This window comes from Limnohabitans sp., from assembly GCF_034680285.1.
Taxonomy (GTDB): Bacteria; Pseudomonadota; Gammaproteobacteria; order Burkholderiales; family Burkholderiaceae_C; genus Limnohabitans_A.
This window is the reverse complement of record NZ_JAXITC010000010.1, coordinates 31,132-57,488: the sequence shown is the minus strand read 5'-3', so window position 1 is coordinate 57,488 and position 26,357 is coordinate 31,132. Positions and strand designations below refer to the sequence as shown.

Annotated in this window: 30 protein-coding genes; 13 read left to right on the top strand and 17 right to left on the bottom strand. The window is 58.9% G+C overall.

Features of this window, described 5'->3' with window-relative positions:
- Nucleotides 1-3 precede the first annotated feature (3 nt).
- From SWE17_RS09670 to SWE17_RS09660, 3 genes are all read right to left on the bottom strand, one after another.
- A complete protein-coding gene (locus SWE17_RS09670; protein ID WP_322992891.1) occupies nt 4-411 on the bottom strand; it encodes a dihydroneopterin aldolase in 408 nt (135 codons plus the stop codon).
- Nucleotides 412-452: 41 nt separating this feature from the next.
- Nucleotides 453-809 carry an HNH endonuclease signature motif containing protein gene (locus tag SWE17_RS09665; protein ID WP_322992890.1) on the bottom strand — a complete coding sequence of 119 codons (357 nt, stop codon included), beginning with the start codon at nt 807-809 and terminating at the stop codon, nt 453-455.
- 87 nt (nt 810-896) lie between these two features.
- The gene (locus SWE17_RS09660; protein WP_322992889.1) at nt 897-1,424 is read right to left on the bottom strand and encodes a heme-binding protein; all 528 of its coding nucleotides are present in this window, start codon (nt 1,422-1,424) and stop codon (nt 897-899) included.
- A 248-nt stretch (nt 1,425-1,672) separates the two neighbouring features.
- On the opposite strand from SWE17_RS09660, the gene SWE17_RS09655 reads away from it, so the two are divergent.
- Both SWE17_RS09655 and SWE17_RS09650 read left to right on the top strand, forming a co-directional pair.
- The gene (locus SWE17_RS09655) at nt 1,673-3,016 is read left to right on the top strand and encodes a Y-family DNA polymerase (protein ID WP_322992888.1); all 1,344 of its coding nucleotides are present in this window, start codon (nt 1,673-1,675) and stop codon (nt 3,014-3,016) included.
- A gap of 54 nt (nt 3,017-3,070) precedes the next feature.
- Nucleotides 3,071-4,198, top strand: coding sequence for a stealth family protein (locus SWE17_RS09650; RefSeq protein WP_322992887.1), 1,128 nt, complete (start codon nt 3,071-3,073; stop codon nt 4,196-4,198).
- An 18-nt stretch (nt 4,199-4,216) separates the two neighbouring features.
- Here the strand turns inward: SWE17_RS09650 and SWE17_RS09645 are convergent, their stop codons facing one another.
- The 3 genes from SWE17_RS09645 to SWE17_RS09635 are packed head-to-tail and all read right to left on the bottom strand — an operon-like array spanning nt 4,217 to nt 7,277.
- Nucleotides 4,217-5,596, bottom strand: coding sequence for an MmgE/PrpD family protein (locus SWE17_RS09645; protein ID WP_322992886.1), 1,380 nt, complete (start codon nt 5,594-5,596; stop codon nt 4,217-4,219).
- A gap of 5 nt (nt 5,597-5,601) precedes the next feature.
- Nucleotides 5,602-6,573 carry a tripartite tricarboxylate transporter substrate binding protein gene (locus SWE17_RS09640; protein WP_322992885.1) on the bottom strand — a complete coding sequence of 324 codons (972 nt, stop codon included), beginning with the start codon at nt 6,571-6,573 and terminating at the stop codon, nt 5,602-5,604.
- The gene (locus tag SWE17_RS09635) at nt 6,570-7,277 is read right to left on the bottom strand and encodes a GntR family transcriptional regulator (RefSeq protein WP_322992884.1); all 708 of its coding nucleotides are present in this window, start codon (nt 7,275-7,277) and stop codon (nt 6,570-6,572) included. Before SWE17_RS09635 ends, SWE17_RS09640 begins: the two co-directional genes overlap by 4 nt.
- Before the next feature lie 260 nt (nt 7,278-7,537).
- On the opposite strand from SWE17_RS09635, the gene SWE17_RS09630 reads away from it, so the two are divergent.
- Genes SWE17_RS09630 through SWE17_RS09610 form a run of 5 tightly spaced genes read left to right on the top strand, consistent with a single transcriptional unit; the run spans nt 7,538 to nt 12,643 of the window.
- Nucleotides 7,538-8,497, top strand: a complete 960-nt coding sequence (locus SWE17_RS09630) for a tripartite tricarboxylate transporter substrate binding protein (RefSeq protein ID WP_322992883.1) — start codon at nt 7,538-7,540, stop codon at nt 8,495-8,497.
- Entirely contained in the window at nt 8,494-9,000 is a 507-nt protein-coding gene (locus SWE17_RS09625; RefSeq protein WP_322992882.1) for a tripartite tricarboxylate transporter TctB family protein, read from the top strand. Before SWE17_RS09630 ends, SWE17_RS09625 begins: the two co-directional genes overlap by 4 nt.
- 3 nt (nt 9,001-9,003) lie before the next feature.
- A complete protein-coding gene (locus SWE17_RS09620; protein ID WP_322992881.1) occupies nt 9,004-10,485 on the top strand; it encodes a tripartite tricarboxylate transporter permease in 1,482 nt (493 codons plus the stop codon).
- Nucleotides 10,482-11,879, top strand: a complete 1,398-nt coding sequence (locus SWE17_RS09615) for an MmgE/PrpD family protein (RefSeq protein WP_322992880.1) — start codon at nt 10,482-10,484, stop codon at nt 11,877-11,879. Before SWE17_RS09620 ends, SWE17_RS09615 begins: the two co-directional genes overlap by 4 nt.
- Nucleotides 11,876-12,643, top strand: coding sequence for an SDR family NAD(P)-dependent oxidoreductase (locus SWE17_RS09610; RefSeq protein WP_322992879.1), 768 nt, complete (start codon nt 11,876-11,878; stop codon nt 12,641-12,643). Before SWE17_RS09615 ends, SWE17_RS09610 begins: the two co-directional genes overlap by 4 nt.
- Nucleotides 12,644-12,721: 78 nt before the next feature.
- Here the strand turns inward: SWE17_RS09610 and SWE17_RS09605 are convergent, their stop codons facing one another.
- Both SWE17_RS09605 and SWE17_RS09600 read right to left on the bottom strand, forming a co-directional pair.
- Entirely contained in the window at nt 12,722-13,072 is a 351-nt protein-coding gene (locus SWE17_RS09605) for a TIGR03643 family protein (protein WP_322992878.1), read from the bottom strand.
- 41 nt (nt 13,073-13,113) lie between these two features.
- Complete coding sequence (locus SWE17_RS09600; RefSeq protein ID WP_322992877.1) at nt 13,114-13,635, bottom strand: cupin domain-containing protein; 522 nt, start codon at nt 13,633-13,635, stop codon at nt 13,114-13,116.
- Nucleotides 13,636-13,798: 163 nt separating this feature from the next.
- Here SWE17_RS09600 and SWE17_RS09595 point away from each other — a divergent pair, with 163 nt between their 5' ends.
- The 3 genes from SWE17_RS09595 to SWE17_RS09585 are packed head-to-tail and all read left to right on the top strand — an operon-like array spanning nt 13,799 to nt 15,168.
- The gene (locus tag SWE17_RS09595; RefSeq protein WP_322992876.1) at nt 13,799-14,386 is read left to right on the top strand and encodes a restriction endonuclease; all 588 of its coding nucleotides are present in this window, start codon (nt 13,799-13,801) and stop codon (nt 14,384-14,386) included.
- Between the two features lie 48 nt (nt 14,387-14,434).
- The gene (locus SWE17_RS09590) at nt 14,435-14,803 is read left to right on the top strand and encodes a glutaredoxin domain-containing protein (RefSeq protein WP_322992875.1); all 369 of its coding nucleotides are present in this window, start codon (nt 14,435-14,437) and stop codon (nt 14,801-14,803) included.
- A gap of 5 nt (nt 14,804-14,808) precedes the next feature.
- Entirely contained in the window at nt 14,809-15,168 is a 360-nt protein-coding gene (locus tag SWE17_RS09585; protein WP_322992874.1) for a hypothetical protein, read from the top strand.
- Nucleotides 15,169-15,184: 16 nt separating this feature from the next.
- Here SWE17_RS09585 and SWE17_RS09580 read toward each other — a convergent pair whose 3' ends face one another.
- Together SWE17_RS09580 and SWE17_RS09575 are read right to left on the bottom strand one after the other, a co-directional pair.
- On the bottom strand, nt 15,185-16,354 hold the full coding sequence (locus SWE17_RS09580) for an FAD-binding oxidoreductase (protein ID WP_322992873.1): 1,170 nt from the start codon (nt 16,352-16,354) through the stop codon (nt 15,185-15,187).
- The gene (locus tag SWE17_RS09575; protein WP_322992872.1) at nt 16,351-17,274 is read right to left on the bottom strand and encodes an ornithine cyclodeaminase family protein; all 924 of its coding nucleotides are present in this window, start codon (nt 17,272-17,274) and stop codon (nt 16,351-16,353) included. The genes SWE17_RS09580 and SWE17_RS09575 overlap by 4 nt, the downstream gene beginning before the upstream one ends.
- A gap of 144 nt (nt 17,275-17,418) precedes the next feature.
- Here SWE17_RS09575 and SWE17_RS09570 point away from each other — a divergent pair, with 144 nt between their 5' ends.
- Complete coding sequence (locus tag SWE17_RS09570) at nt 17,419-18,258, top strand: hypothetical protein (protein WP_322992871.1); 840 nt, start codon at nt 17,419-17,421, stop codon at nt 18,256-18,258.
- Nucleotides 18,259-18,290: 32 nt separating this feature from the next.
- Here the strand turns inward: SWE17_RS09570 and SWE17_RS09565 are convergent, their stop codons facing one another.
- From SWE17_RS09565 to SWE17_RS09545, 5 genes are all read right to left on the bottom strand, one after another.
- Nucleotides 18,291-19,352 carry a cyclase family protein gene (locus SWE17_RS09565; RefSeq protein ID WP_322992870.1) on the bottom strand — a complete coding sequence of 354 codons (1,062 nt, stop codon included), beginning with the start codon at nt 19,350-19,352 and terminating at the stop codon, nt 18,291-18,293.
- Between the two features lie 128 nt (nt 19,353-19,480).
- Nucleotides 19,481-20,371, bottom strand: a complete 891-nt coding sequence (locus SWE17_RS09560; RefSeq protein WP_322992869.1) for a DMT family transporter — start codon at nt 20,369-20,371, stop codon at nt 19,481-19,483.
- A 24-nt stretch (nt 20,372-20,395) separates the two neighbouring features.
- The gene (locus SWE17_RS09555) at nt 20,396-21,163 is read right to left on the bottom strand and encodes an SDR family oxidoreductase (RefSeq protein WP_322992868.1); all 768 of its coding nucleotides are present in this window, start codon (nt 21,161-21,163) and stop codon (nt 20,396-20,398) included.
- A gap of 149 nt (nt 21,164-21,312) precedes the next feature.
- Complete coding sequence (locus tag SWE17_RS09550; protein WP_322992867.1) at nt 21,313-21,945, bottom strand: flavin reductase family protein; 633 nt, start codon at nt 21,943-21,945, stop codon at nt 21,313-21,315.
- 58 nt (nt 21,946-22,003) lie between these two features.
- On the bottom strand, nt 22,004-22,144 hold the full coding sequence (locus SWE17_RS09545) for a hypothetical protein (protein WP_322992866.1): 141 nt from the start codon (nt 22,142-22,144) through the stop codon (nt 22,004-22,006).
- Nucleotides 22,145-22,262: 118 nt separating this feature from the next.
- On the opposite strand from SWE17_RS09545, the gene SWE17_RS09540 reads away from it, so the two are divergent.
- Together SWE17_RS09540 and SWE17_RS09535 are read left to right on the top strand one after the other, a co-directional pair.
- Nucleotides 22,263-23,537 carry a hypothetical protein gene (locus SWE17_RS09540; RefSeq protein WP_322992865.1) on the top strand — a complete coding sequence of 425 codons (1,275 nt, stop codon included), beginning with the start codon at nt 22,263-22,265 and terminating at the stop codon, nt 23,535-23,537.
- A complete protein-coding gene (locus SWE17_RS09535) occupies nt 23,537-24,715 on the top strand; it encodes a HupE/UreJ family protein (RefSeq protein WP_322992864.1) in 1,179 nt (392 codons plus the stop codon). Before SWE17_RS09540 ends, SWE17_RS09535 begins: the two co-directional genes overlap by 1 nt.
- Nucleotides 24,716-24,803: 88 nt before the next feature.
- Here the strand turns inward: SWE17_RS09535 and SWE17_RS09530 are convergent, their stop codons facing one another.
- The gene (locus tag SWE17_RS09530; RefSeq protein ID WP_322992863.1) at nt 24,804-25,199 is read right to left on the bottom strand and encodes a 5-fold beta-flower protein; all 396 of its coding nucleotides are present in this window, start codon (nt 25,197-25,199) and stop codon (nt 24,804-24,806) included.
- A 67-nt stretch (nt 25,200-25,266) separates the two neighbouring features.
- Nucleotides 25,267-26,319 (bottom strand): alpha/beta fold hydrolase, encoded by a 1,053-nt coding sequence (locus SWE17_RS09525; RefSeq protein ID WP_322992862.1) that lies wholly within the window; start codon nt 26,317-26,319, stop codon nt 25,267-25,269.
- Nucleotides 26,320-26,357: the final 38 nt, after the last annotated feature.

Genomic DNA, 26,357 nt, shown 5'->3' with positions numbered 1-26,357 from the left:
CTTTCAGCGCTGGTCGTCGCGCATGCCTTGTAGTTTTGCGCCATCGACTGCCAAACGCACACCCAAAGAGCCACTGCCTGCGCGCACCGGGAATTTGCGCAAACCGATGTCGAGCGCCTCGATCGTGGGGTAAGCCGCGCAGGCCTGCACGATGCGCGTCATCAGCCGCTCTTGGGTTTCATACAGCCCATCGGCCGCCAGTCGCTCGATCTCGACCACCAAAGGGTCGTAATCGAACACATGCGCCATGCCGTCTTGGGCGATCAGCACCAGATCGGGGTCGATCCACAGCGTCAAATCCAGCGCGTGGTACTCGGGCACGGTGTCGCCGGGCGCGTAGGTGCCGATGCGGGTGGCCAGGTGAAAGTCTTTCAGCTCAATGCGGCTGGCGGTCGAGGTGGGCAGGGTCATGGGTGTGGGAGTGCAAGTTTTGAGGGAGGTGGTTCTGGGGCTCAGCGCCTGCTTTTGAGCCGTTGGCTTTTGCGGCTTTTTTCAAAAAATGCGTTGGGCTTGGTTTGCACCCAGCGGATGAAGCGAGCCATCTCTTCGGGCTGCTTCAGAGCCTCTATCGTGGCGTAGGTTCGGGCCAATTCGGCCTCGGTGAACAGCGCATGGATTTGGCGGTGGCAAATGCGGTGCAGCACCACGGTGTGCGCGCCCCCATGTGACTTGGGCACCAAGTGGTGCGCATCTTGTTGGCTGGGCGGAATGGGGCGCTCACAAAGTGGGCACAGCACGTCGCCACTGCACGGTGCGGGCAAGGCTTCAAGCTGGGCTTGAATGAGCTTTTGGCGAATGCGCCCCGTCACGGCTGCAAGACTGTGTTGACCATGACCCAAGGCTACAACAGGTGGCCCGTGCCGCAGGCCCCACTGTGTGATTGATCCCGGTCGCTTTCAGGGCATCAAGTCAATCAAGATCTCATTGCGCCGGTTCCACGGCAGGGTGAAGGGGTCGTCGTAGCGGGCGATTTGGGCTGTGGGACTGAGCTTGAGTTGGCGAGCCTGCGCCCAAGCCCGCAGCCGCTCGGTTTGTTCTTGGATGCTCGCTTGCGTGGTGAAGCCGCTGAAACGCACTGCCACCGTCTCATGCTCCGGCACAGGGCGCAGCTGAATTTGCGGGTTGAGCGGCTGGGGCAGGGTCTGCACGCTTTCGGCGGACGGCATCACAAAGTGCACGCGCCAACCTTGGTCTTCAGGCACCACGGTGACGGGTGCAGTCATGGAAATTTTGCGCTGCGCCCCGAGGCCAGCTTGCAGGTTGTCGCCAAAGATATATGACGCAATGCGCCGAAAACCGCTGCGACTGGCGGCGTCAAAGTCGCCATTGATTTGGGTTTGTGCCACCGTGAAGGCGGCGTAGCGGCGCACTTCAAATGGTGGGTCTGAGACCAGCACGGTGTAACGCGGTTCTTCAACGGCCATGGCGGCTCCACAAAAAAGGAACAAGACGGGTAATAAACGGGGCGTCAGACGAGAAAAAAACCAGCGCATCATGAGACCAGTCGGTGTGGGGGTGGGGGTGAGTGCATTGGAGCAAATCCATCCTAGCAGCATCAGTCTCTTACCGCACGCAAGCCGCCTGCAAGCGAACAAATACAGCAAGCCTTGGGTTTGTTCGAACAGTAAGCCCCTTATACTGTTTATTTAAACAGTATTTTCTGGCAAATCCCATGCTCGCCCTCATTGACGGCAACAACTTCTACGTCTCTTGCGAACGAGTGTTTCAGCCCTGGCTGCAAGGTCGCCCCGTGGTGGTGCTGTCCAACAACGACGGCTGCGCCATTGCCCGCAGCGACGAAGCCAAAGCGCTGGGCATCAAGATGGGCGCACCTTACTTCAAGCTTCGCGAGCTCGAGCGTGATGCTGGCCTGATTGCGCTGTCGGCCAACTTCGCCCTGTATGGCGACATGAGCGACCGCATGATGAGCTTGGCCGCAGGCTTGGGCCACAAGCAAGAGGTTTACTCCATCGACGAAAGCTTTGTGGATCTGAGCGGCATCCCTGGTGACCTGGTGCGCCGCGCCCGCACCATCCGCAGGCGCATCCACCAATGGATCGGCATTCCGACCTGCATCGGTATCGGTCCCACCAAGACCCTCGCTAAATTGGCCAACGCCATTGCCAAAAGCGCTGAACGCAAACCTGGCAGCTACCCCGCGCACCACGCGCAAATCTGCCACCTGGGTGCTTGCAGCCCGCAAGAGCTGGCCGAGCTGCTGCAGGCCACCGAAGTGGGCGATGTGTGGGGCGTAGGTCCGCGCATCGCAGCGCAACTGCGGGCGCAGGGCATCACGACCGCGCAAGACCTGGCCGTGATGAGCCCAGCGGCTGCGCGGGCCATGCGCTCGGTCGTCCTTGAAAAAACGGTGCGCGAGCTGGGTGGCACACCCTGCATGGAGTTCGAAGACGAGCCGCCAGCCAAACAACAAATTGCCTGCACCCGCAGCTTTGGTCGCCCGGTCACCGAGCTGGCTGATTTGCAGCAGGCTGTGACCGAGTTCGCTTGCCGTGCCGCAGAAAAATTGCGCAAGCAAAAAGGCCATGCGGCGCAGGTGCTGGTGTTCATCCGCACCAGCCCGTTCCGGCAGCAAGACGCGCAGTACAGCCGCAGCGCCTGCCTGCCCTTACCCGTGCCCACCAGCGACAGTGCGCACATCACGCAGGCGGTGATGGCTTTGTTAGACAACATTTACCAGCCGGGTTTTTTGTATGCCAAAGCGGGTGTGATGCTGATGGGTTTGCAACCGGCCACGCGCCAACAGATGACGCTGGATTTGTCGCGCTACCCGGGCGATGCCCAGCCGGCCAACCGAACGCGGTTGATGCAGGCCATCGACCAGATCAACCAGCGCCATGGTCGGGGTAGCCTGAAATTGGCCAGTGCCGGCATGGGCCATACTGCACAAATTTGGCACATGAAGCAAGATTTCAAAACGCCGGCTTACACCACCGATTGGGCCCATTTGCTCTCGGTACAGATGGACGTTGGCGGTGCTTCCAAACAGTGGCCCTGAGCTTGGGGCGGTTATTGAAAATGCCCACAGGTGCCCACTGCTAGACTCGTGGCCTTGAAAAATTCCAAAGTAGACACACCGCACGACTTGCCCATCGATATTGTTTATCTGTGGGTGGACGGGAACGACTCGACTTGGCGAGCCAAGCGGCAGGCTGCCTTGCAAAAACTCCCCAGCGATTCCAGCGCCGCGATGGCCCGCTACAGCAACGTAGAGGGCCGCTTTCGTGACAACCACGAGTTGCGTTACAGCCTGCGTGCGCTGGAGAAGTTTTTCCCCGAGCACGGCCACGTCTACATCGTCACCGATGCGCAAGCTCCCGACTGGCTGCGACCTTCGGATCGATTGACCTTGGTGGATCACCGCGACCTGATGCCCGAGGCGTCATTGCCCACTTTTGATTCGGGGCACATCGAGTCTTGGATTCACCACATTCCTGGCTTGTCCGAGCGCTACTTCTATTTCAACGACGATGTGTTTTTTGGTGCTCCGGTGCAAGTGAGCGATTGGTTCAGTGATGCGGGATTCCATGTCACTTGGTCGGATGAGCCGTGGGTGACCGACGAAGCCATGCGTATGGACGCCACTTCGCTCGAGAATGCATGCCGCTTGTCAATCCAGTGGCTGGCAGAAAAAGCCCGCTCGGGCACACCCGCGCTGCGCGAGCAAGACCCGCTGTACCAAAGCACTTTCCGCACATTTGCGCATTCGCCTCGGCCCATGCTCAAGTCGATCTTGCTGGAATTAGAGGGCACGGCCCCCGAGTTATTTGCGGCCGTGCGGTCGACGGTGTTTCGCAGTTGGGACAAACCCACCATCGTGTCAGACTTTGTGTTGCGCTGGGCCTTGGCGCATGGTTTGGCCAGCGTCCGGTCTTACCGTCATCGCTATGTCTCGACAGGTGAAGCCGATCAAAAAACGCAGTTGCAGTCCTTACAGGCTGAGTTCGGGGCGCTCGAGTTCTTCTGCATCAACGACACCACCGACGACGCACAGACCCAAGACCCGAGGCTGCAAAACGTGCTGAGCGTATTGCAAAGCATCTTGCCCAACCCTTCGGCGTTTGAAAACGACCCGGTCACGGATTCTTCTGCCGCGCGGCAAACGCGCTGGGGGGAGGCTTCAACACTTGACCATGCGCTGAACGCAGGCCAAGTGTTTGTCTCGAAAAAAAGGGCGTGAGCCTTCGGGGTTGTCGCCTTAGGCGGCTTTGGGCGTTGCCAACTGGATGATGGACTGCACATTGGCAGCATGGCCAATGGCCCAGCAGGCGTTGATCAATGCGGTGGTCTGGGCTTGACCCAAAACAGGGTCGCTCAGGCCGTGGAATTTGCCTTCAAGCAACGCTTGTGTCATGGGGTTTTGCAAAGAGCCGATGGCATGCTCTACAAAAACATGCACCGTGCTGCCATCGGTCAAGGTGGCGGTCACGTCGGCGCTGGCTTCGTCGATGGAGTCGTCCACTGTGGCCACCACTTTGCGGCGCAAGGCCACCATGTCATCGCGGGTCACGATGTGGTCAGAAAACTCTTCTTCGGCAGCGAAGCCAAAGGTCAGGCCCGCAGCGCAGCCGTGGTAAACGCTGAACTTGGCCTGCAGGCCATCGACCGGTTCTTTTTTACCGGTCAGTTCGAGCACCAAGGAGTGGACGCGCAGGTCAATGCGCTGCACTTGTTCTGGGCGCACGCCTTTGGCGCGCAATTGGGCGCAAGCGTCGATGCTGGGGTGAATCACGATGCCGCAGGCAAAGGGCTTGTAGCTGTTGAATGAAATCTCAAAGCGCTCGCCCAGCTCGTGGGTGATTTCGCTCCAGTCGTTCTTGATAGACACCGTCTGCATCATGCCGCGAGGTGCTTCCAGCGCTTTGGGGCTTGCCGTGAAGCCTTGCTGGGCCAAAAGCGCCGACATCAAACCCGCACGAGCGGCAGCACCGGGGTGGAAAGGCTTGGTCATGGTGCCGAACTGCTCACGCACACCAATGGGCTGCGAAGCGGCAATTCCCAAAGCCATGGCAGTTTGTTGCTCGTTGAGTTTGAGCAAGCGTGCGCAAGCCGCAGCCGCACCCAAAGTACCTGTGGAGCCGGTGATGTGCCAGCCACGGTCATAGTGGTCTGGGTACATGGCGTTGCCCACGCGGCAAGCCACGTCGATGCCGATGACCAAAGCGTCGATCACTTCTCGGCCAGTGCACTGCTGGTGTTCGGCCAAAGCCAAAATGGCCGAGGCTACCGGGCCTGCCGGGTGGATGATGGTTTTGAGGTGTGTGTCGTCAAAGTCAAAAGTGTGCGAGGTGATGCCGTTGATCAAGGCGGCACTGGCCATGTCCACCTTGGTTGTGCGACCCAGCACACTGGCTTGCGCTGCGGGTTGCAGTACCTGCACCGCAGCCAATGCGGCATCGGCGGCTTCGTGGCCTGTGGCGCCCACGGCACAGCCTAGCCAGTTCATGAAAGTGCGGTGTGCCTCCAGGTCGACCTCGTCGCTCCAACCTTTGGAAGGGTGGGTGGCCACGAACTTGGCCAAAATTTGGGTGACTGCAGGGGCGTTGTGGTCAGCGGTGACTTGGGTATTGCGTGCCATGGTGTTCAGTTGTCAAGTTGGATGTTGCGGGCTTTGGCGATGGCGGTCCACCGGACGATTTCAGCTTTGATGAAGGCGCCAAATTCGTCGGGCGTCATGGTGATGGGTTCGATGGCCTCGATCGAGAGTTTCTCGCGCAGGTCTGGGCTTTTGAGCACGGTGGCCAAAGTGTCGTTCAGTTGTTTGACGATGGGTGCAGGCATGCCTGCAGGCCCGACCACGCCGTACCACTGCTGGGCATCAAAGCCCTTAAAGCCAGATTCGTCGAGTGTTGGGATGTCTTTGTATTGCGGGTGGCGCTTGGGACCTGTGACTGCCAAGGCACGCACTCGACCCGATTTCATGTGAGGGACAGCTGCCGCTAAACCTGGGAACATGGCTTGGGTCTGGCCACCGATCAGGTCAGTGAAGGCCAGGGCGACACCCCGATAAGGGATGTGGACCATGAAGGAGTTGATCTGTTGCTTGAACAACTCCATGGTCAGGTGGGTCAAAGAGCCTTGACCTGCGGAGCCGTAGCTCAGCCGTCCGGGATTGGCTTTGGTGTACTCCACGAATTCTTTGATGTTGCGCACGGGCAGTGAGGCGTTGACGACCAACACATTGGGCGTGGCGCCGATCATGCCAATGGGCGTGTGGTCCTTGATCGGGTCGTAAGGTACTTTGCGTGTGGCTGGGCTGGTGCCATGGGTGGCCACATAGCCTTGAAGCAGGGTGTACCCATCGGGGGCAGCGCGGGCTGCCGCTTGGCAGGCAATGACACCACCGCCACCCGCTTGGTTATCTACAACAAACGATTGCTTGAGCAAAGCCCCCCAACGCTCGGTCACGGTGCGACCTACCATGTCACTGCCCCCACCGGCCACCACGGGCACGATGTAGCGAATGGGTTTATTGGGGTATGCAGCTTGTGCGTGTCCCAAGGTGGGCAGCAGGCCCAAGGCTGAGGCAGCCTGTAGCAGTTCGCGACGTTTCATGTTGCAGTCTCCAGTTGTGATGTTTCTTCCAGACGAACCAAGGCGTCGTTGACGTGACGCGCCATCAACGACTCGGTTTGCGAGCAGTCGCCTTGGCGCAGGGCACGAACAATCGTTTGGTGCTCGGCAATCGACGCTTTTCGGCCGCTGCTGCCGGACAGGTTTTTCAAGCGAGAAATGTGAAGCTTTTGCACAATGCCTCGGTAAATTTCGGCCATCTGGACATTGCCCGAGGCCTCAACGATGGCCCAGTGAAAGCGCAGGTTCTCCGCGTAATAGCGGTTGGCATCGGCACTTTTGAGCGCCTCCTTCATGCTGCTGGTGCTGTTGACCAAAAATTTGACCAAGTTGTCGCGTTCTTTTTTGGGCAGCTGCGCAGCGGTGCGTCCAGCAAAACCATCCAGCAACGCCCTTAATTGGTAAAGATCGCGCACTTCGATCCTGCCCAACTGTCGAACGAATACACCGGAATGTTTGCGTGAAATCACCACGCCCGAACTCTCCAGCTCTCTGAGGGCTTCACGCACAGGTACGCGTGAAACATTCAGACGTGCTGCAACATCAGGTTCGTTGATGCGCTGTCCTGGCGTCAAACTCCCATTGAGGATGCCCGCCAGCACCTCGTCACGGACCAGTTTGGCCAACGAAGTGGTGTGCGAGGCATTGGGCTGCTGGGCCGGATGATCAGAAAGCCAAGGAAGCATTGGTTGGTGAGAGGCGTCAAATGGTCGGTGTATGTCAATGCGATTATCGTATACGAAATCACCTTGATGTTTCTATCGGGAATTCCCTATCGTGAGGGCTTGAATGCGATTTTCCTAGGCTTTGTTTAAAGAATGTACTGGGTATATGAGGGTTTTTAGCAGTATTGACAGGGAGGTGTTTTCGTATACGATAAATTTTGACGCATCACTGATGACCATCAAAAAATCTTAATCCGCACCCGAATTTTTGGAGACAAAACATGCAAATCTCACGTCTTTTTGCTGCGCTGGGCCTTTCTTTGGCCGTCTGCAGTGTGACCTTCGCGCAAGCGATCAATTACCCTGTTTCGCGCGTTTCGCTGGTGACTCATTCGAGCCCCGGAGGGGGAACTGATGTATTCCTGCGTGACTTTTCTAAGCAATTGAGCACCGTGATGAAAACCAGTTTCGCCGTGGAAAATATTCGCGGTGGCAGTGGTGCAACTGCTGTGGCTGCTGTGGCCAAAGGTGCGCCCGATGGCTCTATTTTTTATGGAACGACCCCCACCTACATTCAGACGACCTTGTTGTCTAAGCCACCTGTTGGTTATGACGGTCTAGATCCTATGCTGATTGTCTTTTTAGATCCTGAGTTGATTTACACCCGCGCAGATTCGCCCCATAAAACGCTCGCTGATGTGATCGCTTTCGCCAAAGCCAATCCCGGAAAATCTCGTTGGGGTGCCTCCAATCCAGCCTCTTTGGAACGCATCGCTATGGAGCGCCTGTCGCGTGCTGCGGGTGTGAAGGTGCCCATCGTCAGCCATGATGGCGGTGCAGATCAAATGATTGGTGTGCTCAACGGCACCTACGACTTGGGCATCGGTGAAATGCAAGAGTTACAAGGCCAACTCGAAGCCGGAAAAATCCGTTTGTTGGCCACCTTGTCCGAAACCCGTTTGCAAGGTTTGCCGCAGTTGCCCACGGCCAAAGAGCAAGGCTTCAACGTGGTGGTGCGCAAATTCCGTGGACTGGCCAGCCCTAAAGGCGTGCCAGACAATATTGCCAAGGCTTGGGAAGATGCTGCCCGCAAAGTCTTGGAGTTGCCAGCTTACAAAGCCGAGTACACCCGCGAGAACCTCACGCCCATGGTGTTGGGCCGCGAAGCTGCACGCAAATTCACCACCGAATTCGCAGCTGAAACAGTGACCTCGTTCAAAGAGCTGGGCCTGTTGAAATGAGCGTCAGTGATCGCCATTCCAACCTCATCACGGGTTCTGTGGGGTTGGTTTTTTCGCTGGTCTACATGCGATTTGCCAGTGTCATTGAGGACAGCTTGTTGGCCGACGCGGTCGGAGCCGCTGGCGTTCCGGTATCCATCGGTTTGTTGATGGCCATGGCTTCAGCCATGCTCTTGGTCAAAGCGTTCATGCAAAAGCCGTCACCCGCTTTGCATGCGGCCACAGATGAGGCCTCAGACCCTGATGCACCCCAGAACCCGCACCGACTTGCCTTGGGTTTGCTGCTGATCTTGGCCACTTATTTGGTCTTGTTGCCGTGGCTCGGTTACGTGTTGGCCGTTGGTCTGCTGTCTGCGGCAGTGGCTTGGTTTGCGGGTGGACGCGAAGCCAAAGTGCTTTGGGGTTTTGTGTTGGTCACAGGTCCGTTGCTGTGGTTTTTGTTTGACTTTGCGCTCAAAGTCAAAATGCCAACGGGTATCTGGCCCACACTTTTCGCAGGTTAATCTATGGACGCGTTGTTGCAATCTCTGAGCGGTTTTGCTTGGATGTGGGTCATTGTTGCTGCCTTTGGTGGTGTTTTGTGGGGCATTCTGGGTGGGGCTTTGCCAGGCATTTCGCCCTCGATTGCAATGGCTTTGTTGCTGCCCTTCACGGTGGGTTTGCCACCCACCATCGCCATCGTTCTTTTGGCCAGCGTTTATGTGGGCGCTGAATATGGGGGCTCTATCCCCGCGATTTTGATTCGAACACCGGGTACCAACTCGGCATCGGCCACCGTCATCGATGGTTTTGAAATGGCAAGGCAAGGCAAGGCTGGTGAGGCGCTGGGTATCTCGCTCATCTCGGGATTGGTGGGCGGTTTGTTTGGTTTGGTGGTCTTGGTGCTGGCCACCGAAAGTTTGGCCCAAGTGGCTTTGGCGTTCACGCCGGCGGCTTATTTTTCATTGGGCGTTTTGGGGCTTTCTGTGATTGCCAGTTTGTCCGGTGGCAACTTGCTCAAAGGTTTGATCGCCGCCTGCATAGGTCTCATGATCGCGTTCATTGGCAGCGACCCTGTTTCTGGGGTGGCACGCTTCACGTTTGGTTCTGCAGATCTTCTGGATGGGGTGAAGCCCATCATCATCATGGTGGGCTTGTTCGCCGTCACTGAAATGTTGGTGCAGATTGGTGAGCCTGCATGGGCCAAGGCAGACAAAATTTCGTCTCGTTTGAAGTTGCCCGATTGGGCCATGTCCAAGCGGCTGTTCAGGCCCCAGGCCATTGGTGCGGCTGTGGGCACTTTTGAGGGTGTGACCCCCGGAGCAGGCGGAACTGTGGCCGCCTTCATGGCTTATTCTGAAAGCAAGCGCTGGTCCAAGCACCCTGAAGAATATGGCCATGGTTCGCCTGAAGGCGTGGCGGCGCCAGAGGCGGCCAACAACGTGGTGACGGCCACGGCGCTGGTGCCTTTGCTCAGTCTTGGAATCCCTGGATCTAACTCTGCTGCGATTTTGATGGGTGGTTTTCTCATCCATGGCTTGCAGCCAGGCCCAATGTTGTTCACCAAAGCACCCGATGTGGTCTATGGCCTGTACGTGGGTTTGTTGGCGGCCAACATCGCCATGCTCTTGATTGGTTTGGTCATTCTCAACCCGTGTATCTGGCTGGTGAACCGTCCCAAGCCGTATCTGATTGCCGGCATTTTGGCCTTGATCATGACGGGTGTTTACGCGCTGCACCAAAGTGTTTTTGACATTGCCATGACTTTGGCGGTCGGTGTATTGGGCTACGCCATGCGATTGTTGCGCATCCCTGTGTTGCCCATGGTTTTGGGTTTGGTGCTGGGTTACATGGTGGAGTCGAATTACCGCCGAAGTTTGTTGATTTCAGGTGGGGACCACAGTATTTTCATGACAGACGGGGTCTCTGCAGGCTTGTTGGTCTTGTCATTGGCTCTGGCGCTCTATACCGGCATCAAAGAATTCTCTGAAAGAAAGTCTAAGAAATGAGTCACGCAAGCCCCTCAGGCCCATCTGTTGCAGTTCGACTGGCCTCGGTCATGGCTTCGTCCAAACCCGAATTGGACCCTTTGGCCAGGCCCGTGGCGCGGCGTTTGTTGATGGATGTGGCTGGCATTTGCATGGCCGCGCGCCATGAAAACTATGTGCTGGCGGCACTGGCCGCTGTGGAGCAACCGGGTCCCTGCGCCGTGTTAGGTTTTCCAGAGGGCTACGGTGTCGAAGCGGCTGCTTTTGTCAATGGCATCGCTGCCCATGGCGAAGATTTTGACGACACTTACGAAGGCGGCCCCGTGCACGCAGGTGCGGTCATCGTGCCTGCGTTGTTGGCAGTCGCTCAGCGCCACACGCTCGAGGGCGATGCCTTGTTGCGCGGTATCGCCTTGGGTGTTGAAGTCACCTGTCGTTTGTGTGCCGTGGCGCCTACCCGCGTTCACAAAGCGGGCTTCCACCCAACGGCCATTTTTGGTGTCATCGGCGCTGTTGCGGGCATCGGCACTGCCTTGAAGTTGACCGAAGTGCAAATGGTCAACGCATTGGGTTTGGCTGGCAGCATGGCTGCGGGCATCATTGAATATTTGGCCGACGGCTCTTGGACGAAGCGGATGCACCCCGGTTGGGCCGCGCAGTCCGCTTACCGCGCTGTCCGTTTGGCACAAGCGGGGTTTGTGGGGCCTTCCACGGTGTTTGAAGGAACACATGGTTTGTTCCATGGTTTCGCGAACACGCTGGACGGTGACTTTGAAGCCATGCTCGCTGGTTTTGGCGAGCGGTGGGTCTGGACCACGATTGCCTTCAAGCCCTACGCCTGCGGCACGATGGCCCATCCGTACATCGATTGCGCACGCGCTTTGCGCAAGCAAGGTGTGACGGCCGACCAGGTCCAAACCATTGAATGCGAAACCGCAGAGGGCATCGTGCACCGTTTATGGGAGCCTTTGGCGCTCAAGGCTTCTCCGCCCAACGCTTACGCTGCCAAGTTCAGCATTCCCTACGCCATCGCTGCGGGGTTGTTGTTGGACGATGCGGGCTTGTCCGCCTACACCGAGGCCACCGTACAACGCGATGATTTGCGCGCACTCGCTGCCAAAGTCCGTTACGTCGTGGACGCGGCCAACCCTTACCCACGTCAATTCACTGGGCATGTACGTGTGCACTTGACCGATGGCCGTGTTTTGGAAGAGCGCCAGGCGTTTTTCAAGGGCGGTGCGGCACACCCTTTGAGCGATGCCGATTTGGAGCAAAAATTCCACGCCAACTGCAGCCACGGTGGTTTGGACGCTGCGCAAACACAGGCACTTTTGGACACGGTCAATTCTGCCTTGTTAGGTGGTTCATTGTCTTTCTCTGCGTTGGCGGCTACGGCCACATTGGAGGCTAAATGAGCACAGCCACCTCAAAAGAAACACGTCGTGTGGCCTTGATCACAGGGGCGGGACGGAACATTGGTCGCGCCATTGCCTTAGCCTTGGCCCGGGATGGCATGGCCATTGCCGTTAACGTGCGCAGCTCAGTGGCCGAAGGTCAAGCCGTGGTGGATGAACTGACCGCTATGGGTACGCCTGCGCTTTTGTGTGTGGCCGATGTCACCGATGCCCAAGCCGTGCAAGCCATGGTGGCAAAAGTGGCCGCGCGTTTTGGACGGTTGGATGTGTTGGTGAACAATGCCGCCATTCGCAAAGAAGCGACACTCGCCGACATGAGCAGTGCCGATTGGCGCAGCACCTTGGCCGTGGTTTTGGACGGCGCGTTTCACTGTAGCCAAGCGGCATTGCCCTATTTGCAAAAAGCGACAGAGGGTGCTGTGGTCAACATCGGAGGATTGACGGCCCACACGGGTGCTGAAAATCGCGTTCATGTGGTAACGGCCAAAGCGGGTCTTGTTGGTCTGACCCGTGCATTGGCACACGACTTGGCATCCCATCATGTGACGGTGAACTGTGTCTCGCCCGGCATGATCGATACCGTGCGACATGGCAGTAGCGTGTCTGCTCAGCCACAGCACCATAAAAAACACACGCCTTTGTTAGGCAGACGCGGTACTGCAGAAGAGGTGGCCGATTCGGTGGCATGGTTGGCAGGTTCACAAGCTCGCTTTGTGACGGGGCAAGTTCTGCATGTCAATGGTGGAACTTACTTGGGTTCTTGATTAGAGGGTGCCTGCAGTCATGAACCCAAGTGGTAGCAAAGCGGCACTCTGATATTCAGTGTGCACTTGCTGCCAATTTCAGCGAAGTGATGCGAGTGTCAGAGGTATGTTGGATTCCGTTAAATTGGCCTCTTGAAGCGTATCCAGTGTGATCGATTGAATATGGAGGTGTGGGGCATGGGTTTGAGACTGCAGACCCAGTTTTTGACGATCACCATGCTTGGCAGACCGACCTCTCATTCGCATGCGCCAAACTCTGAATGAACGTGTTTTCAGTTGCTCACGCATCAAAGCGATGACCTCGCCTTCGTTCAAGCCGAATTGCAATTCAATGGCTTCAAAGGGCGTGTCGTCAGACCAAGCCATACCGATGATGCTGGATACGTCGGTCTCGGACAAGCTGGCGAGAATTTCGGAGTTGAGGGCCATTTTTTCCATTCAAGCTTTGAAGATTGCTTCAAATAGTCTTCTTAAACCCCACCTTGTGGGTGTGTGGGGTCAATCCAGAGTACGGTTTCTGGTTTTTCTGCGGGCTCAATGTCCATGTTGACGGCAACGGCCTGGCCATCGCTTCGGCACAAGACACACTCCAAGGTTTCGTCTGCGCTGGCATTGATTTCTTGGTGCGGCACGTAAGGCGGCACATAAATGAAATCACCCGGACCCGCCTCTGCTGTGAATTCGAGCGCATTGCCCCAGCGCATACGGGCTCGGCCTTTGACCACATAAATGACGCTCTCCAAGGGTCCGTGGTGGTGTGCGCCTGTTTTGGCATTGGGGTGGATGTGAACGGTACCTGCCCAAAGTTTTTGGGCGCCTACCCTCGCAAAATTGATGGCGGCCTTGCGGTCCATGCCGGGTGTAGAGGGCACATTGCCATCCAACTGGTTGCCTGGCACCACACGCACACCATCGTGTTTCCAGTCCGTTGGCGGGTGATCATGGTCTGATGGATTGCTGTGGTCGTTGTGGTCGTTGTGGGTCTGCGGCATGGCGGGTGTCCTGACTGAAACAGAGATTTTCACTTTAGCATGAGGGAATGCCAGATATTGTTCAGCGCCTGCGCTTGGCTCAACTAAACTCTGACAGCTGGCTTCGAAACGCAAATTTTCTTTCTGAGACACGCCGTTTGTTTGTTTCTACTTCTGAATCCCCATGAAATTCAAAATGTCCGAAAAGTCGCTGTTTGCGACTTTGTTACGCGCCCCGTGGTGGGTAAGCTTTTTGGTGATGTTGGCTGTGGCCTTGGTGGCCGGGGCTTTGCTGCCCGAGGCCTACAAAATAGCGGGCATGCTGGGCGCCTTTCCATTCTTTGTGATCGGTGTCATGGCGGCGTGGCGACAAAGAAACGCCATCTCGCCCAACCGCATCCAGGAATTGGTAGAACAGGCACGAGGCATGGGCTGGCGTGATTTTTCAGTGCTGGTCGAAGAAGCGCTCAGGCAGCAGGGCTTTGTGGTGACCCGATTGAACGACGGCCCGGCCGATTTCCAAATTGAAAAAAATGGCCGAGTCACCTTGGTCAGTGCCAAGCGCTGGAAAGCGGCCACCGTGGGCGCCGAACATTTGCGCGAATTGCTGGCGGTGCGTGAAAGCCGCGACGCTTTTTCGTGCACCTGCATGAGCTTAGGCGTCTTCAGCCAAGCCGCCATTGATTTGGCCAACGTCAGCCCCATGCAATTGCTGGGGTCGGCCAACATCGCGCAACTCATGCACGATGGGGCCAATGCCCTCCAAGCCTGAAAACTGGCACATTTTTCTACCCCTATTTTTGGCGCTTCAAGGAATTCCATGACCAGACCTCTTCTTGCTGATTCGGCCATCCATCCGGCCATCCGCCAACGCATTGCCGAACACCACCTGCCCGTGATCCAGCAGGTGCAAAGCGCCATGGCCCAGCACCCTGTTGTGGTGGTGGGCTTGTCGGGTAACCCGTTTGTGGGCAAGGCCCGCAAAGCCTTGGACGCTGCAGGCGTGGTGCACGAGTACATCGAATTTGGCAGCTATTTTTCGCAATGGCGCTTGCGCAATGCTTTGAAAATGTGGACCGGCTGGCCCACTTTCCCAATGGTCTTTGTGCGCGGTACGCTGGTGGGTGGAGCCGATGACCTGCGCCGCCTCATCGACAGCGGCGAACTCCAGACCTTGCTCAAATCCTGAGCGATATGGCGCTACTTGCAAAACCTGAGTTGTGGCGAACCGAGGTGGGCGATGCGGTGGCTGTGCTCAACATTCCCGGCGCGCTCAAGCGTTCTCGCACGTTCGACATCGATGTGAGCTTGCTGGTGCGTGTGCCCGAAGACCATGCCGAGGCTTGGCACGCCTTGACGTTGGAGATCGACGGCAAGCAGCAATGGCACCGCCGCATCGCCAGCAACTGCCCGGGCCAGACCGATGGACTCGATTACCACTGCCGCGTGGTGCTCGAAGCCGGTCCGGCCTTGCGCATTCGCGCAGTAGCGGGCACCCGGGGTGCGGTGGTGCAGCGCTTGCAGATTGAAGCGCGTGAAGACTTGCAGGACTGAGCGATCACCTGCAAGGCTAGCCAATCACTTGCAGTTCAAGCAGCGGCCTGTTGTTTAGCAGGCGCTCAAAGCCCAGTTCATTGACGGCAATGGTGGTCGACTTTCCCTGCAGCATCCACTCGGCCAAGGCCAAACCGGCTCCGGCCGCATGTTGCATGCCGTGCCCTGAAAACCCGTTGATGAAATACAGGTTTTTAAGCTCAGGGTGCGGACCGATCACGGCGTTGTGGTCGAAGGTGTTCATCTCGTAGTAGCCCGCCCAGGCCCGTTCGACCCGCAGTGCTGCGAGCGCCGGTATGCGATGGGCGAGCGACGCCCATTGCTCGTCGTTCCACTCAGCCCAGTCGGGCTCTAGCGGCAGTCCATGTTCGGTTTGTGTGGGCTCTGAACCACTGATCAAAAACCGGCCCTCCGGCCGCAGCCACCAGCCGCTCGGGTCGATCAGCAAGGGGCATTGCGGCAGCGTCTCAGGGCAAGACAGTACAAACACCGTGCGCCGCGCCGCCTCGATGGGCAGCTGTACCCCCGCCATGGCTGCCACCTCACCGGCCCAAGGTCCTGCGGCATTGACCACTTGACCGCAGAGCAAGCTGCCGCCACTGGCCAGCCGCACCGCACTGATGTGCGTGGCGCTGTGGTCCAGGCCCACCACCCGGTCGTGCAGGCGCTGCACGCCTTGCGCCATGGCTTTTTTCAAAAATGCTTGGTGCAAGGCCGGGCCGTCAAACCAACCTTCGCCGCTCAGCCCAAGGCTGCCCAGCGCCACATCGTCCACGTTCAGCCAGGGGTAGCGCTGGCGCAGGGCCTCTGGGCCCAGCAGTGCGACATCGGCCCCGGCTTGTTTTTGGATCTGGTGCGCGGTGTGCAGGGCGGCCGTTTGCTCTGGCTGGGCCAAGTACAAATAGCCGGGTTCTTGCAAGCCCAACGCCACGGGGTGATCGGGCAGGCCCAGGTGCTGCTCGGCCTCGCGCAAAAAAGCGATGCCGTATTGGCTCAGCCGGATGTTCACCGGGCAGGTGAACTGTTGGCGGATCGAGCTGGCCGACAGTGACGAGGAGGCTTTTTCGTAACGCGTGTCCGACTCCACCAGCGTGACGCGCAGGCCCGGTTGCAAACGGGTCAACCAATAGGCTGTGGCCGCGCCCATCACGCCACTGCCCACGATCACCACATCGTCGTGGCTCATGGGCGAGTACCTTCCGCCAATGCCGCGCGGTACACGAGCCTTGCTGCCACGGTGTCTTCCACCGCCTGCCCCAGCGATTTGAAGATGACCGTGGTGCCCGATGGTGGGGGTGCCACACGGCCGCACAAAATCTCGCCAATTTCCGCAGCGACGGTCGCGCCTGACAGCATCACGTCGCCCGATTCTTTTTCGGCAGCTTCACGCTGGTCGGCCACCACCCAATACTGCATGGCCGCGTCGTCCAGCTCGCGCCAAGTGGGGCGGGGCGCACCCACGGCCGCCACAAAAGCACCGGGCTTGAGCCAAGCGCCGTGCAGCACCGGTGCGCTGGCGTTGGTCACGGTGCAGACGATGTCGGCGCCGCGCACTGCTTGTTCGGCGCTGGCACAGGCCACACCGCCAATGTCTTGTGCGCACTGTCGCGCGTTGGCGGAGTTCGGGCTCCACACGCGGATTTCGGACACCTCGCGCACGGCACGCAGCATTTGCGCGTGGCTGCGGGCCAGCACGCCACTGCCCAGCATGGCCACCACCTGCGGTGTGCGCGGCACCAGCGCATCGGCCGCCACGGCAGAGGCGGCTGCGGTGCGCATCGCGGTGATGGTGTTGCCCTCCATCACGGCCAGCGTCTGGCCTGTCGTCGGGTCCATCAGCACGATGGTGCTCAGCAGCGTGGGCAAGCCCTTTTGCGCATTGCCCGGCACCAAGGTGATGAGCTTGGTGCTCAAGGCATCGCCCAGCTGAGCGGGCTTTAAAAACAGCAGGCCGTCGTGAGAGGCCTCGCCAATCGGCATGACCATGCGCAGCGGCTGCACCACCTGGCCATGCGTCAAAGCCACCAAGGCCTCGCGCACGCCTTGCAGCAGGTCGGGCACGTGAAGCAGTTGTTGCACGCGGGCTTCGTCAAAGTAATGGACCATGGTCTGTCTCTAGATGGGCTGAAGGGCAGGGGCTATTCCACCATGCATTGTCCATTTGGGCAGTCACATTCAGGATTCGTCGTGTCGCCAGCCTAGTCACAATGGAGGACATTTTCTGCGCGTTCGCATTTGAAGGAGTGGGTCATGGTGTCCAAAATTGGGGTATGGGCCGTGGTTTTTTATGGGGCTTTGGGGTTGCGCGTCGCCGGGGCCAGTGATGCGCCGGGTGTTCCCGCACGGATCATCGAAGAGATCGTCACCGTCAAGACCCCGCAAGGGTTCACCCAGCAAGGCGTGTTGTCCAAACTGGATTCGGCTGTGGCCCCTCAAAAATTGTTGGTGGTGGTGTCAGGGCACCCCGGGGTCACCCGGCCACGCCTGAACGAGGCGGGGCAGATCACCACCCGGCAAAACGGCAATTTTTTGGTGCGAGCGCGGCAGCACCTGCTGTCCCCCCAGGTCGTCACCTTGCTGCTCGACTGCCGGTCCGATTTTGAAACCCTGTGCGCCGACAACTACCAGGCCTCAGCCGAGCGGACGCAAGACATTGCACTTTTGGTTCAAGAGGTTCAAAGAAAAATCCCCAGCCTGGCGCACATCTGGGCCGTGTCCACCAGCCGAGGCGTGATCACCACCGCTGGCTTGCTCAAACATGGACAAAACCTTTATGCCGGCATCGTCCACACCGCGGGTACCTACAGCAAGGCCAGAGACCAAGGGCTGGAGTTTGGGCCTTTCAAAACCCCGCAATTCATCTTTCACCACCGCCAGGACCCTTGCCCAATGACGTACCACCGGGACGCTGTGGCCATCGCTGAAAAATGGGGCGTGGGCTTGGCGTCGGTGTCGGGCGGATCGGGTTTCCGTGGCGAGGCTTGCCAGGCGTTTACCCAGCACGGTTTTGCGGGGCGCGAAGAGCAGGTGGCTGGGGCGATCCGGCGGCTGGTTGAATCGGGCACGCTGGCGCAAACCCAAATCGATTAAGGCGAGCGGTTGTAAGCTCGCCACAGTGGATGTCACACGGTGGCAATGGGCGTGGCAGGTGAGCCGATGGCCCCAGGCAGGCGCAGGGGTGGAGCAGTCAGCAAAAAACGGTGGCGGCCGTGCTCGCGCAGCCAGTTGGCCAATGGGGTCAGGTGCCAGATCTCGCCCAGGTGCACGCCCAGCTTGAACAGGCAATGCTCGTGCAAAGGCAAAGCTGCGCAGCTGCCGGGCCGGGGTGTGGCGGGCAAGCCTTCGACCGCGTAGTTGTCGGCGATCAGGGCCACCAGGCCTGAATCGGTGATCCATTGCAGCAGCCGCTCGTCGCGTCCCTCCAGCACGGCGCACGAATTTTCGACCGCATGCGGGTCGGGCTGTTTGTTCATTTCCAGCAGCATCTGCGCAAAGCCGGTGTGCAGGCACACCATGTCGCCGGGCTCCACGACCACCTTGTCTTTTTTCAGGATGTCCATCAGCAGGTCGTAACCCACCCGCACCCGCTCGCGGCCCAGGTGGGCATGCAGGTCGATCATCACCGCGCGGCCCTGCACGCAGCGCTCGGACATTTTTTCGATGCCCAAGGCTTTGGCAGAAGAGGTCGATTCGCGGGCGATCTCGGGAAAACCAAAAATGCCAGCCCCCGATCCATTGCTGGGCCCCACCACATCGGTGCCTGCGCGAAAGCCGTTGTAGTACACCGGCTCGGGCACGCCATCGCCGTTGGCATCAAACATCGAGCCCACATGCGCCAAGCTGTCCCACTGGGTGCTGTACTGTAAATGCAGGATCACCAAGTCGTCGCACACCACGTCGGTGCAGGCCGGGTCGTCGCACAGCAGCTGGTAGTTCATATTGGCTTTGCCCTCGCGCAAAGTGGGGCGCAACACAGGCGGCAGGCGTCTGGGGTTGAGCACGTTGCCACCCGGGAAATCCAGCGGCAGGCTCAGGTTGAAGGTTTGCCCCGTGCGCACCTCTTGCATGCCCTGCAGCACTTTGTCTGGCGTCAAAAGGTTCATGCGACCGTACTGGTCGTCAGGCCCGAAGTCGCCCCAGTTTGAGCCGGGTGGACGGTGTTTCCACCGGGGAGAATTAGACATGTCAGACTCCTGTGAAGACGGCTAAAGCACAACGCGTTGGCTTCGCATCTTGTGCGCAGGGCAGCTGGCTTTGTGTCACCGATCTGACTGCGAGCTGCTTGGCCCCATCTGGCGCAGGCTGGGGGCGATCACGCCTCGCTTTGACCTTGAAACTCACGCCAAAGCAAATAAAGCCCGCTGCCCACCACCACCAAGGCGCCCAGCACCACGGCCAGGTCGGGCACCTGGCCAAACACCAACCAACCGAGCACCGTCATGTAGAGGATCTGCTGGTACAAAAACGGCCCTAGCACCGCTGCCGAAGCGTAGCGGTGCGCCTCGGCCACAAAGTAGTGGCCAATGCCGCCGCACAAACCGGCCAGCGCCATCACAAACCACTCCAGCGGCGTGGTCGGTTGCTGCCACTGCCAAAGCGCCACGGGCGTGAGCGCCAAAGTGGCCACCATCGCCGATGTCATTTGCGTGGTCGCCGGGTTTTCGCTGCTGGCCAGGTAGCGCGTCATCATGTTGAAGAGTGCGTACAAAATGGCATTGAGCGCCGACAGCAAGATCGCCGGATGAAAGCCTTGGCTGCCCGGGCGGATGATAACCAACACGCCCGCAAAGCCCACCGCAATCGCCAGCCAGCGCTTGGCGTCCAGCCGCTCCCCCAACCACCAGGCCGACAGCAGGGCGATCAAAATCGGGACGGAAAACTGCATGGCCCCGGTCTCGGCCAGCTGCAAATACTGCAAGGCCCAAAAATTGAGCGCGGTCATGGATGCCAGCATCAAGCCGCGCAGCAACTGCAATCTCGGGTGCCGCCAGCGCAGCAAATCGCCTTTGACCGAGGGCGCAAACACCGCGATGGAAAACAGCGAGTGCGTGAGAAAGCGCATCCACACCACCTGCATCACGGGCAGGGTGAGCACCAGCCACTTGGCCGACGCGTCGAGCACCGCAAACATCAAGGTGGTGACCGTCACCAGCGCAATGCCGATGCGGCGGTGCCGGGCGCTGTCGCTGAAAAGTTGACTCATGGACAGGGTGAGACGGTGCCGGGCTCAGCGCTTGGGCGGCGTTTCCAGCCCACCTGTGTAAAAACGGTTGAAGGTGGGCGAGATGATCAACTCGTTGATGCAGGTGCGCTCAGGCATCTGCGCCACAAACAGGATGGCCTGACCCATGTCCTCAGCCTGCACCATGCGCTCTCGTTGCTCGGCAGAGGGTGGCACGGGCCGCTTGTCCAGTATGGGCGTGGCCACTTCGCCAGGCAAAAGCGAGGTGGCGCGGATGCCGTGCGTGCATTCCTCCATGTTGATGGATTCGGTCAGGGCCAGCACAGCGCGTTTCGTGGCGTTGTAGGCGGGGCCAGTCAGCTTGGACGCGTACAGACCTGCCCACGAGGACACATTGATGATCAAGCCGCTTTGTTGCTGGCGCATGGCAGGCAGGACGGCATGCACGCAATAAAACAGCCCAGACAGGTTGATGGCCACCATATCGTCCCAAGCCTCGGGCGTGACCACATCGAAATTGCGTTGCGTGGCATTGGTGCCCGCGCTGGTCACCAAAATGTCGATGCGCCCATGTTGGTCCAAAATCTGTTGCACGGCCGACTTGACGGCGTGCTTGTCGGCCACGTCGAGCAGCAGGGCCTCGGCACTGCCCATGGACTGCAGCGCCGCTAATGCACTGGCATTGGTGGCAGCGTTGCGGCCCGAAATCACCACATGGGCACCAGCCTTGGCCAGTGCCATCGCGCCTGCCAGCCCGATGCCGCTGCCCCCGCCCGTGATCCATGCAACTTGTCCTGAAAGTGATGCGGTCATGTCTTTGTCCTGAACTTGGGGTGAAGGGCCAACAGCCGCCTGATGGTAGACAGGAGGCTGATGCTCAGATTAACGCAGCCGTTGCTGCCCGGCCTGCCCCTCAGGTGACACCCGCTGGTGTTGCCCATGCTCTGGAAGGGTGCAAGGCCTCATTTCGGCAGGTCGCGGGCACCGCTTTCGGGGCGGTACATCTTGAACAACTGCTCTGGGCCGATGCTGAAGTAATCAGCAGGGCCGCCGCCACGCAATATATGCCCCGCACGGGCGGTGTCGTAAATACCCTCTGGCACCAACCGCTTGTCGATGTGCACGCCCACCACTTGGCCAAAAACCATCCAGGTCTGTAGTTTTTGACCCTCCAGGTTTTCCATTTGCAAGATTTGTGTGCAGCGGCACTCAAAACTCACTTGGCTTTGGGCCACACGCGGCACGCTCACGATTCGCGAAGGCTCGGGCGTCAGGCCCGCCAGTGCAAATTCGTCCACCTCGGGCGGCACCGCTTCGCAGGTCTGGTTCATCACTTCGGCCAAGTCACGCGTGACCAAGTTCCAAACAAATTCACCCGTGGCCTCGATGTTGTTGAGCGAATCCTTGCGACCAATGCTCGAAAACCCAATCAGGGGTGGCACATAGTTGAAGGCGCTGAAAAAACTGTACGGTGCCAAATTAAGCACACCCTCTGTGCTGCGGCTGGACACCCAGCCAATGGGGCGCGGACCCACGATCGAGTTGAACGGGTCGTGCTTGAGGCCGTGGCCCAGGTGGGGTTCGTAAAAGTGCATAGTGATCAACTCGTAAAAAAACCCCTCAAGAGGGGTTCAAACCTGAGGGCAAGAAAGTTTACTTCTTGACGCAAGCAGGGTTGGATTCGTTTTCTTTCTTGGAGCAGTCGACTTTTTTGTCGTCCATTTTGCCGCCGCCGTGCGCACCTGCGAAGGCGGGCATGGACACCAACATGAAAGCGGAAACGAGAGCGGTCATCACGAATTTCATAAAAACACCTTGGAGGAGAGAGGTTGATAAAAAGGGCAAAAATCGTGCACTGATGTGAGTCAACGCAGAGACGCATACTATCAAGCATCAAAGGCACATGAAAACAATGGACAAAACCCATCGCCACCGCTGTGAGGCTTCCACACCGATTTCAAGCGCCACCGTGACTGTGCTTTTTGGGCTTTTTGTGGCCGTCTCACCTGTTACAGCCCAAGAGCGTTTTAAGCCCGCAGAGTCTGCGGTGGTCTTGTCCGTGTCGGTGCACGCCGCCAGTGGACGTCTTAATTCTTTGCGCTCTTTGGACAAATCCTGGCGGGCTCAACCTCAAAACTTGCCTTCCGCACTGGCCTATGCCAGGGCTGTCTTTACGCTGGGCCTGACTGAGGGTGATTTGCGTTGGTACGGCTCAGCCAAAGCGGCTTTGACGCCTTGGTGGACGGTAGCCGATTTGCCTGCAGAGGCCTATTTTCTACGGGGCTTGGTCAAGCAAGGTTTTCACGATTTCCCAGATGGCTTACAAGACATCAACCGTGCCATCGCCTTGGAGCCTGCACGCGCCGAGTTTTGGTCTTGGCGGTTTGCCTTGCATCTGCTCTTGGCCAACATGTCGGCGGCCCAGAAGGACATTGAGGAAATGGGCCGATTGCTGGGCGCAGAAGAAGCCCAGGTCTACCGCGCGGTGTTGCTCTACCGCACAGGCCAGTCATTGCCCGCGGTGGACATGCTGAGTCAGGCCCTTCGCTCACCCAATTACCAAGACGCCTCTTCGCAAGACTGGCTTGGGTTCCATTTGGGCGAGGCGCACCGCGTGTCCGGACAGCCTGCGAAAGCTTTGGCCGTTTGGGGGCAGCGCCTCAAAGCCAGCCCGCAGTCGCACCTGATCCGCTTGTCTTTGGCCGACTTGCTCAACCAGCAAGGCCAATACCGCCAAGCCCAAACCATCGCCATGGCCGATGCAAGCAGTGGCAATGCCCAAAACAACTCAGCCACCCTGACCGATGCGCTTTTGATGCAGGCGGTCTTGGCCAGTCGCGGATTGAAAGACCCCGATGAAGCCCGCTTGGCCAGCCAGTTGGAAGCGCGGCTTCAGTCGCAAGCGTTGCGGCAAGAGGCCTTGATCGAGCGGCCCAAACTCATTTACCAAATTGCTTATGGGCGCGACCTGAAAGCGGGCTTGGCTTTGTCCATTGACAACTGGCAGCTGCAAAAAGAACCGCCTGACGCGCTCTTGTTTGTCCAGGCTGCGCTGGCTTTGGGCCAAGCCCGTGCTGCCGAACCCGTGGTCAGCTGGGCCGAAAAAACCGGTTACACAGATCCGCAATTGACGCCGCTGCTGGCGCAGCTTAAAGCTCACCCGAGTTGGAAAGGGGGGCGCCCATGATGTCTTCTCCCCGAAACCGGACAGTTCAGCGATGGCTGTTTGCAGCTGTCTTGGCAGGCTTGAGCTTGCTGATGGCTCCTGTGGCCCATGCGCACTCGAGCAGCAACAGCTACCTCACGCTCAGCACATCAGGCCCAGCGCTGACCCTGCGGGCCGATCTTCACCTGCGAGACCTTGACTTGATTTTTGACCTGGATGCCAACCGCGATGGCCAAGTCACTTGGGGCGAGACACAGGCGCGAAGCCCCGAGTTGAAGGATTGGCTGGGTCAGGGCATTTCGCTCACGGCAGCGGGCCAAAAATGTGCCTTGGGGCCCGCAGACCTGCAAGCCAGCGAGCACGCCGATGGCAATTACCTGAGCGCTCAGTGGGCCGTGAATTGCCCGGGGCTTTCTTCTGCGGTGGACGCGGCCGATGCCCGTTTGGCGCTGCGTTATGGCTTGATTTTTCCGCAAGATAATTTGCACCGCGGCTTGCTCAAGGTGGATTTTGGCGATGACACCATCAGCGCCTTGCTCAGCCCGGAAAGGCCCGAGGCCCTCATCAGTCGCGCCGATAACAGCCCGTTGAAAGTGTTCGGTCGCTACATCCTCGAGGGCGTGTGGCACATCTGGATTGGCATCGATCACATCGTCTTCCTGCTCAGCCTCTTGGTGCTGGCCCCCTTGCAACCTTCGCGTCAACGGGTTGTGCATTGGCAAGCAGCCAAGCAGGCCCGGCCCGTGGTGCTGGATGTGCTGGCGGTCGTCACGGCCTTCACGGTGGCGCACTCCATCACGCTGGGCTTGACCATCACAGGTTGGCTCACGCCACCTGCGGATTTGGTAGAGCCGGCCATTGCCATTTCGGTGGTGCTGGCCGCGCTGAACAACCTGCTGGGTTTCAGCGCTCTCAAGCGCTGGCGCCTGGCCTTTGTCTTCGGTTTGGTGCATGGCTTTGGTTTTGCCAGCGTGCTGCTCGATTTGGGGTTGCCCGCCAGTGCGTTGCTGGCCGCGTTGGGCGGCTTCAATATTGGCGTGGAGTTGGGGCAACTGGCCATCGTAGGTGCGTTTTTACCTGTGGCCTGGTTGCTGCGCCATACCCGCCTGTACCGCTGGGCGTTGGTGGCGGGTGGTTCTTCTGCCATCGTAGTGCTGGGGGTGTTCTGGACGCTTGAGCGCGTGGGATGGTTGGGTTAGCGGTCGTTTTGCCCAAACTGTGTGTCAGTGAATGAGAAAACCTGCGAGGGAAAGTACCCCTTGTGCAGAACGCGCAGCCGCCACCAACTCACATGAAGAAATAAAAGAACACGATCATCTGCATCCTGCGCAGACCGTCAGCGCGCCCAATTTGGCGGCCAGACCCGTCGTACAGGCGCTCGCCGTCGATGCGACCCATTTGCGAGCCCGAAGCGCTGTACAGCCGGTCGCCATCGATACGGCCGATCTGGCTGCCCGATGCGTTGTAGACCCGGTCTCCGTCGATGCGCCCTAGTTGCCGCCCCGAGCCGTCGTAAACGCGCTCACCATCGACCCGCCCGATCTGCTGGCCCGAAGCGCTGTAAAACCGCTCGGCATCCACCCGCCCCAAAGCACGCCCGCTGCTGTCGTACATGCGCTGGGCCCAAGCGGCAGGCATCAGCAGGCTCAGAACAAGCAAAGCAGTGACAGGGCGCAGTGTCATGGCGGTCGTGGAGGTGGTTCGTTGTGACTGAAAAAATAATTCGATGGCCGATCGGCTGCGAGGGTTTTCACAGGCGTTTGGCGCAAACCGCTTCCTTTGCCTGTTGCTGGCTTTGTCTCCGCGTCAGCGCACTTCGCTGCAACCACTGGTGCAGGTCTTGCATGACTTCGCGGGTTTGCAGCTGGCGCGTCAACAGGTGCCAGCCTTCGGGGTAAATCACAAAGTCAAGCGCTGTGCCCGGGGCGCTTGCCGCGTTCAGTTGGGTGAGCCAGTCGCAGACAGGCAGGGGAGGAATGATGCGGTCGCGCAGACCATAAAGCACTAGGCTGCGCTGTGGAGGCTGGGTTTTTAGGCTTTGGGCGCGTCCCATGAGCGCTGTCACCCCGGCCAAGCTGCTGACGCGGGTGGCTTTGATGAAGAGCGGGTCGCGCCCAAGTTCGCGAGAGACTTCGATGTCGTTGGTGGGGGTGATGCCCAGCGACTGCACGCCCCGACCTGTGAAGGTCATGTTGGGCGCCACGGCGTTCATGAATTGCAGGCTGAGCCTTTGGTACCAGGGCATGCTTTGAGCGCCCCATACGGCGGGCGCTTTCAGCACAATGTGGTCCGCAGCCAAGCCGGGTGATTCACCTGCCGCGACCCACACCAAAGCGCCGCCCATGCTTTCGCCCATCACCGTGAGCGGTAAGCCAGGGTGCTGCTGGCGCAGTTGCATCGCAATGTGGCGTAAGTCGGCCAAAAGTGCATCCGAGCCTGACCAAATGCCGGGTTCAGGATTGGCCCCAAAGCCACGTTGGTCATAGGCGTAAACCGTGGCACCGAGTTCACCCGCCAAGTGCTGTGCCATGGGCTCGAAGGCCTTGCTGTAGTCGTTGAAGCCGTGCACACCCAGCACAATGTGCCGGGGCGCAGGCGTGGCCCATACACGTGCGGCCAGGCTGTCGCCGCCGGGCAGATCAAAACGCATGGGCTGAGCCGGAAGCACTTGGGCTGGGGTGATTTTGTCGGGTGCAATGGGGGTGTTCAGCGGTGTCGCAGGGGCGCTGCAGCCTGCCAAAAACAGCCAGGCGAGCGTCACGAACAACCGGGCACCGAACAGGTCAAGCTTTAAGTGGGGCATCTGAGGGCCTTGAAAGCACTTTGTCAAAAGTGACATGG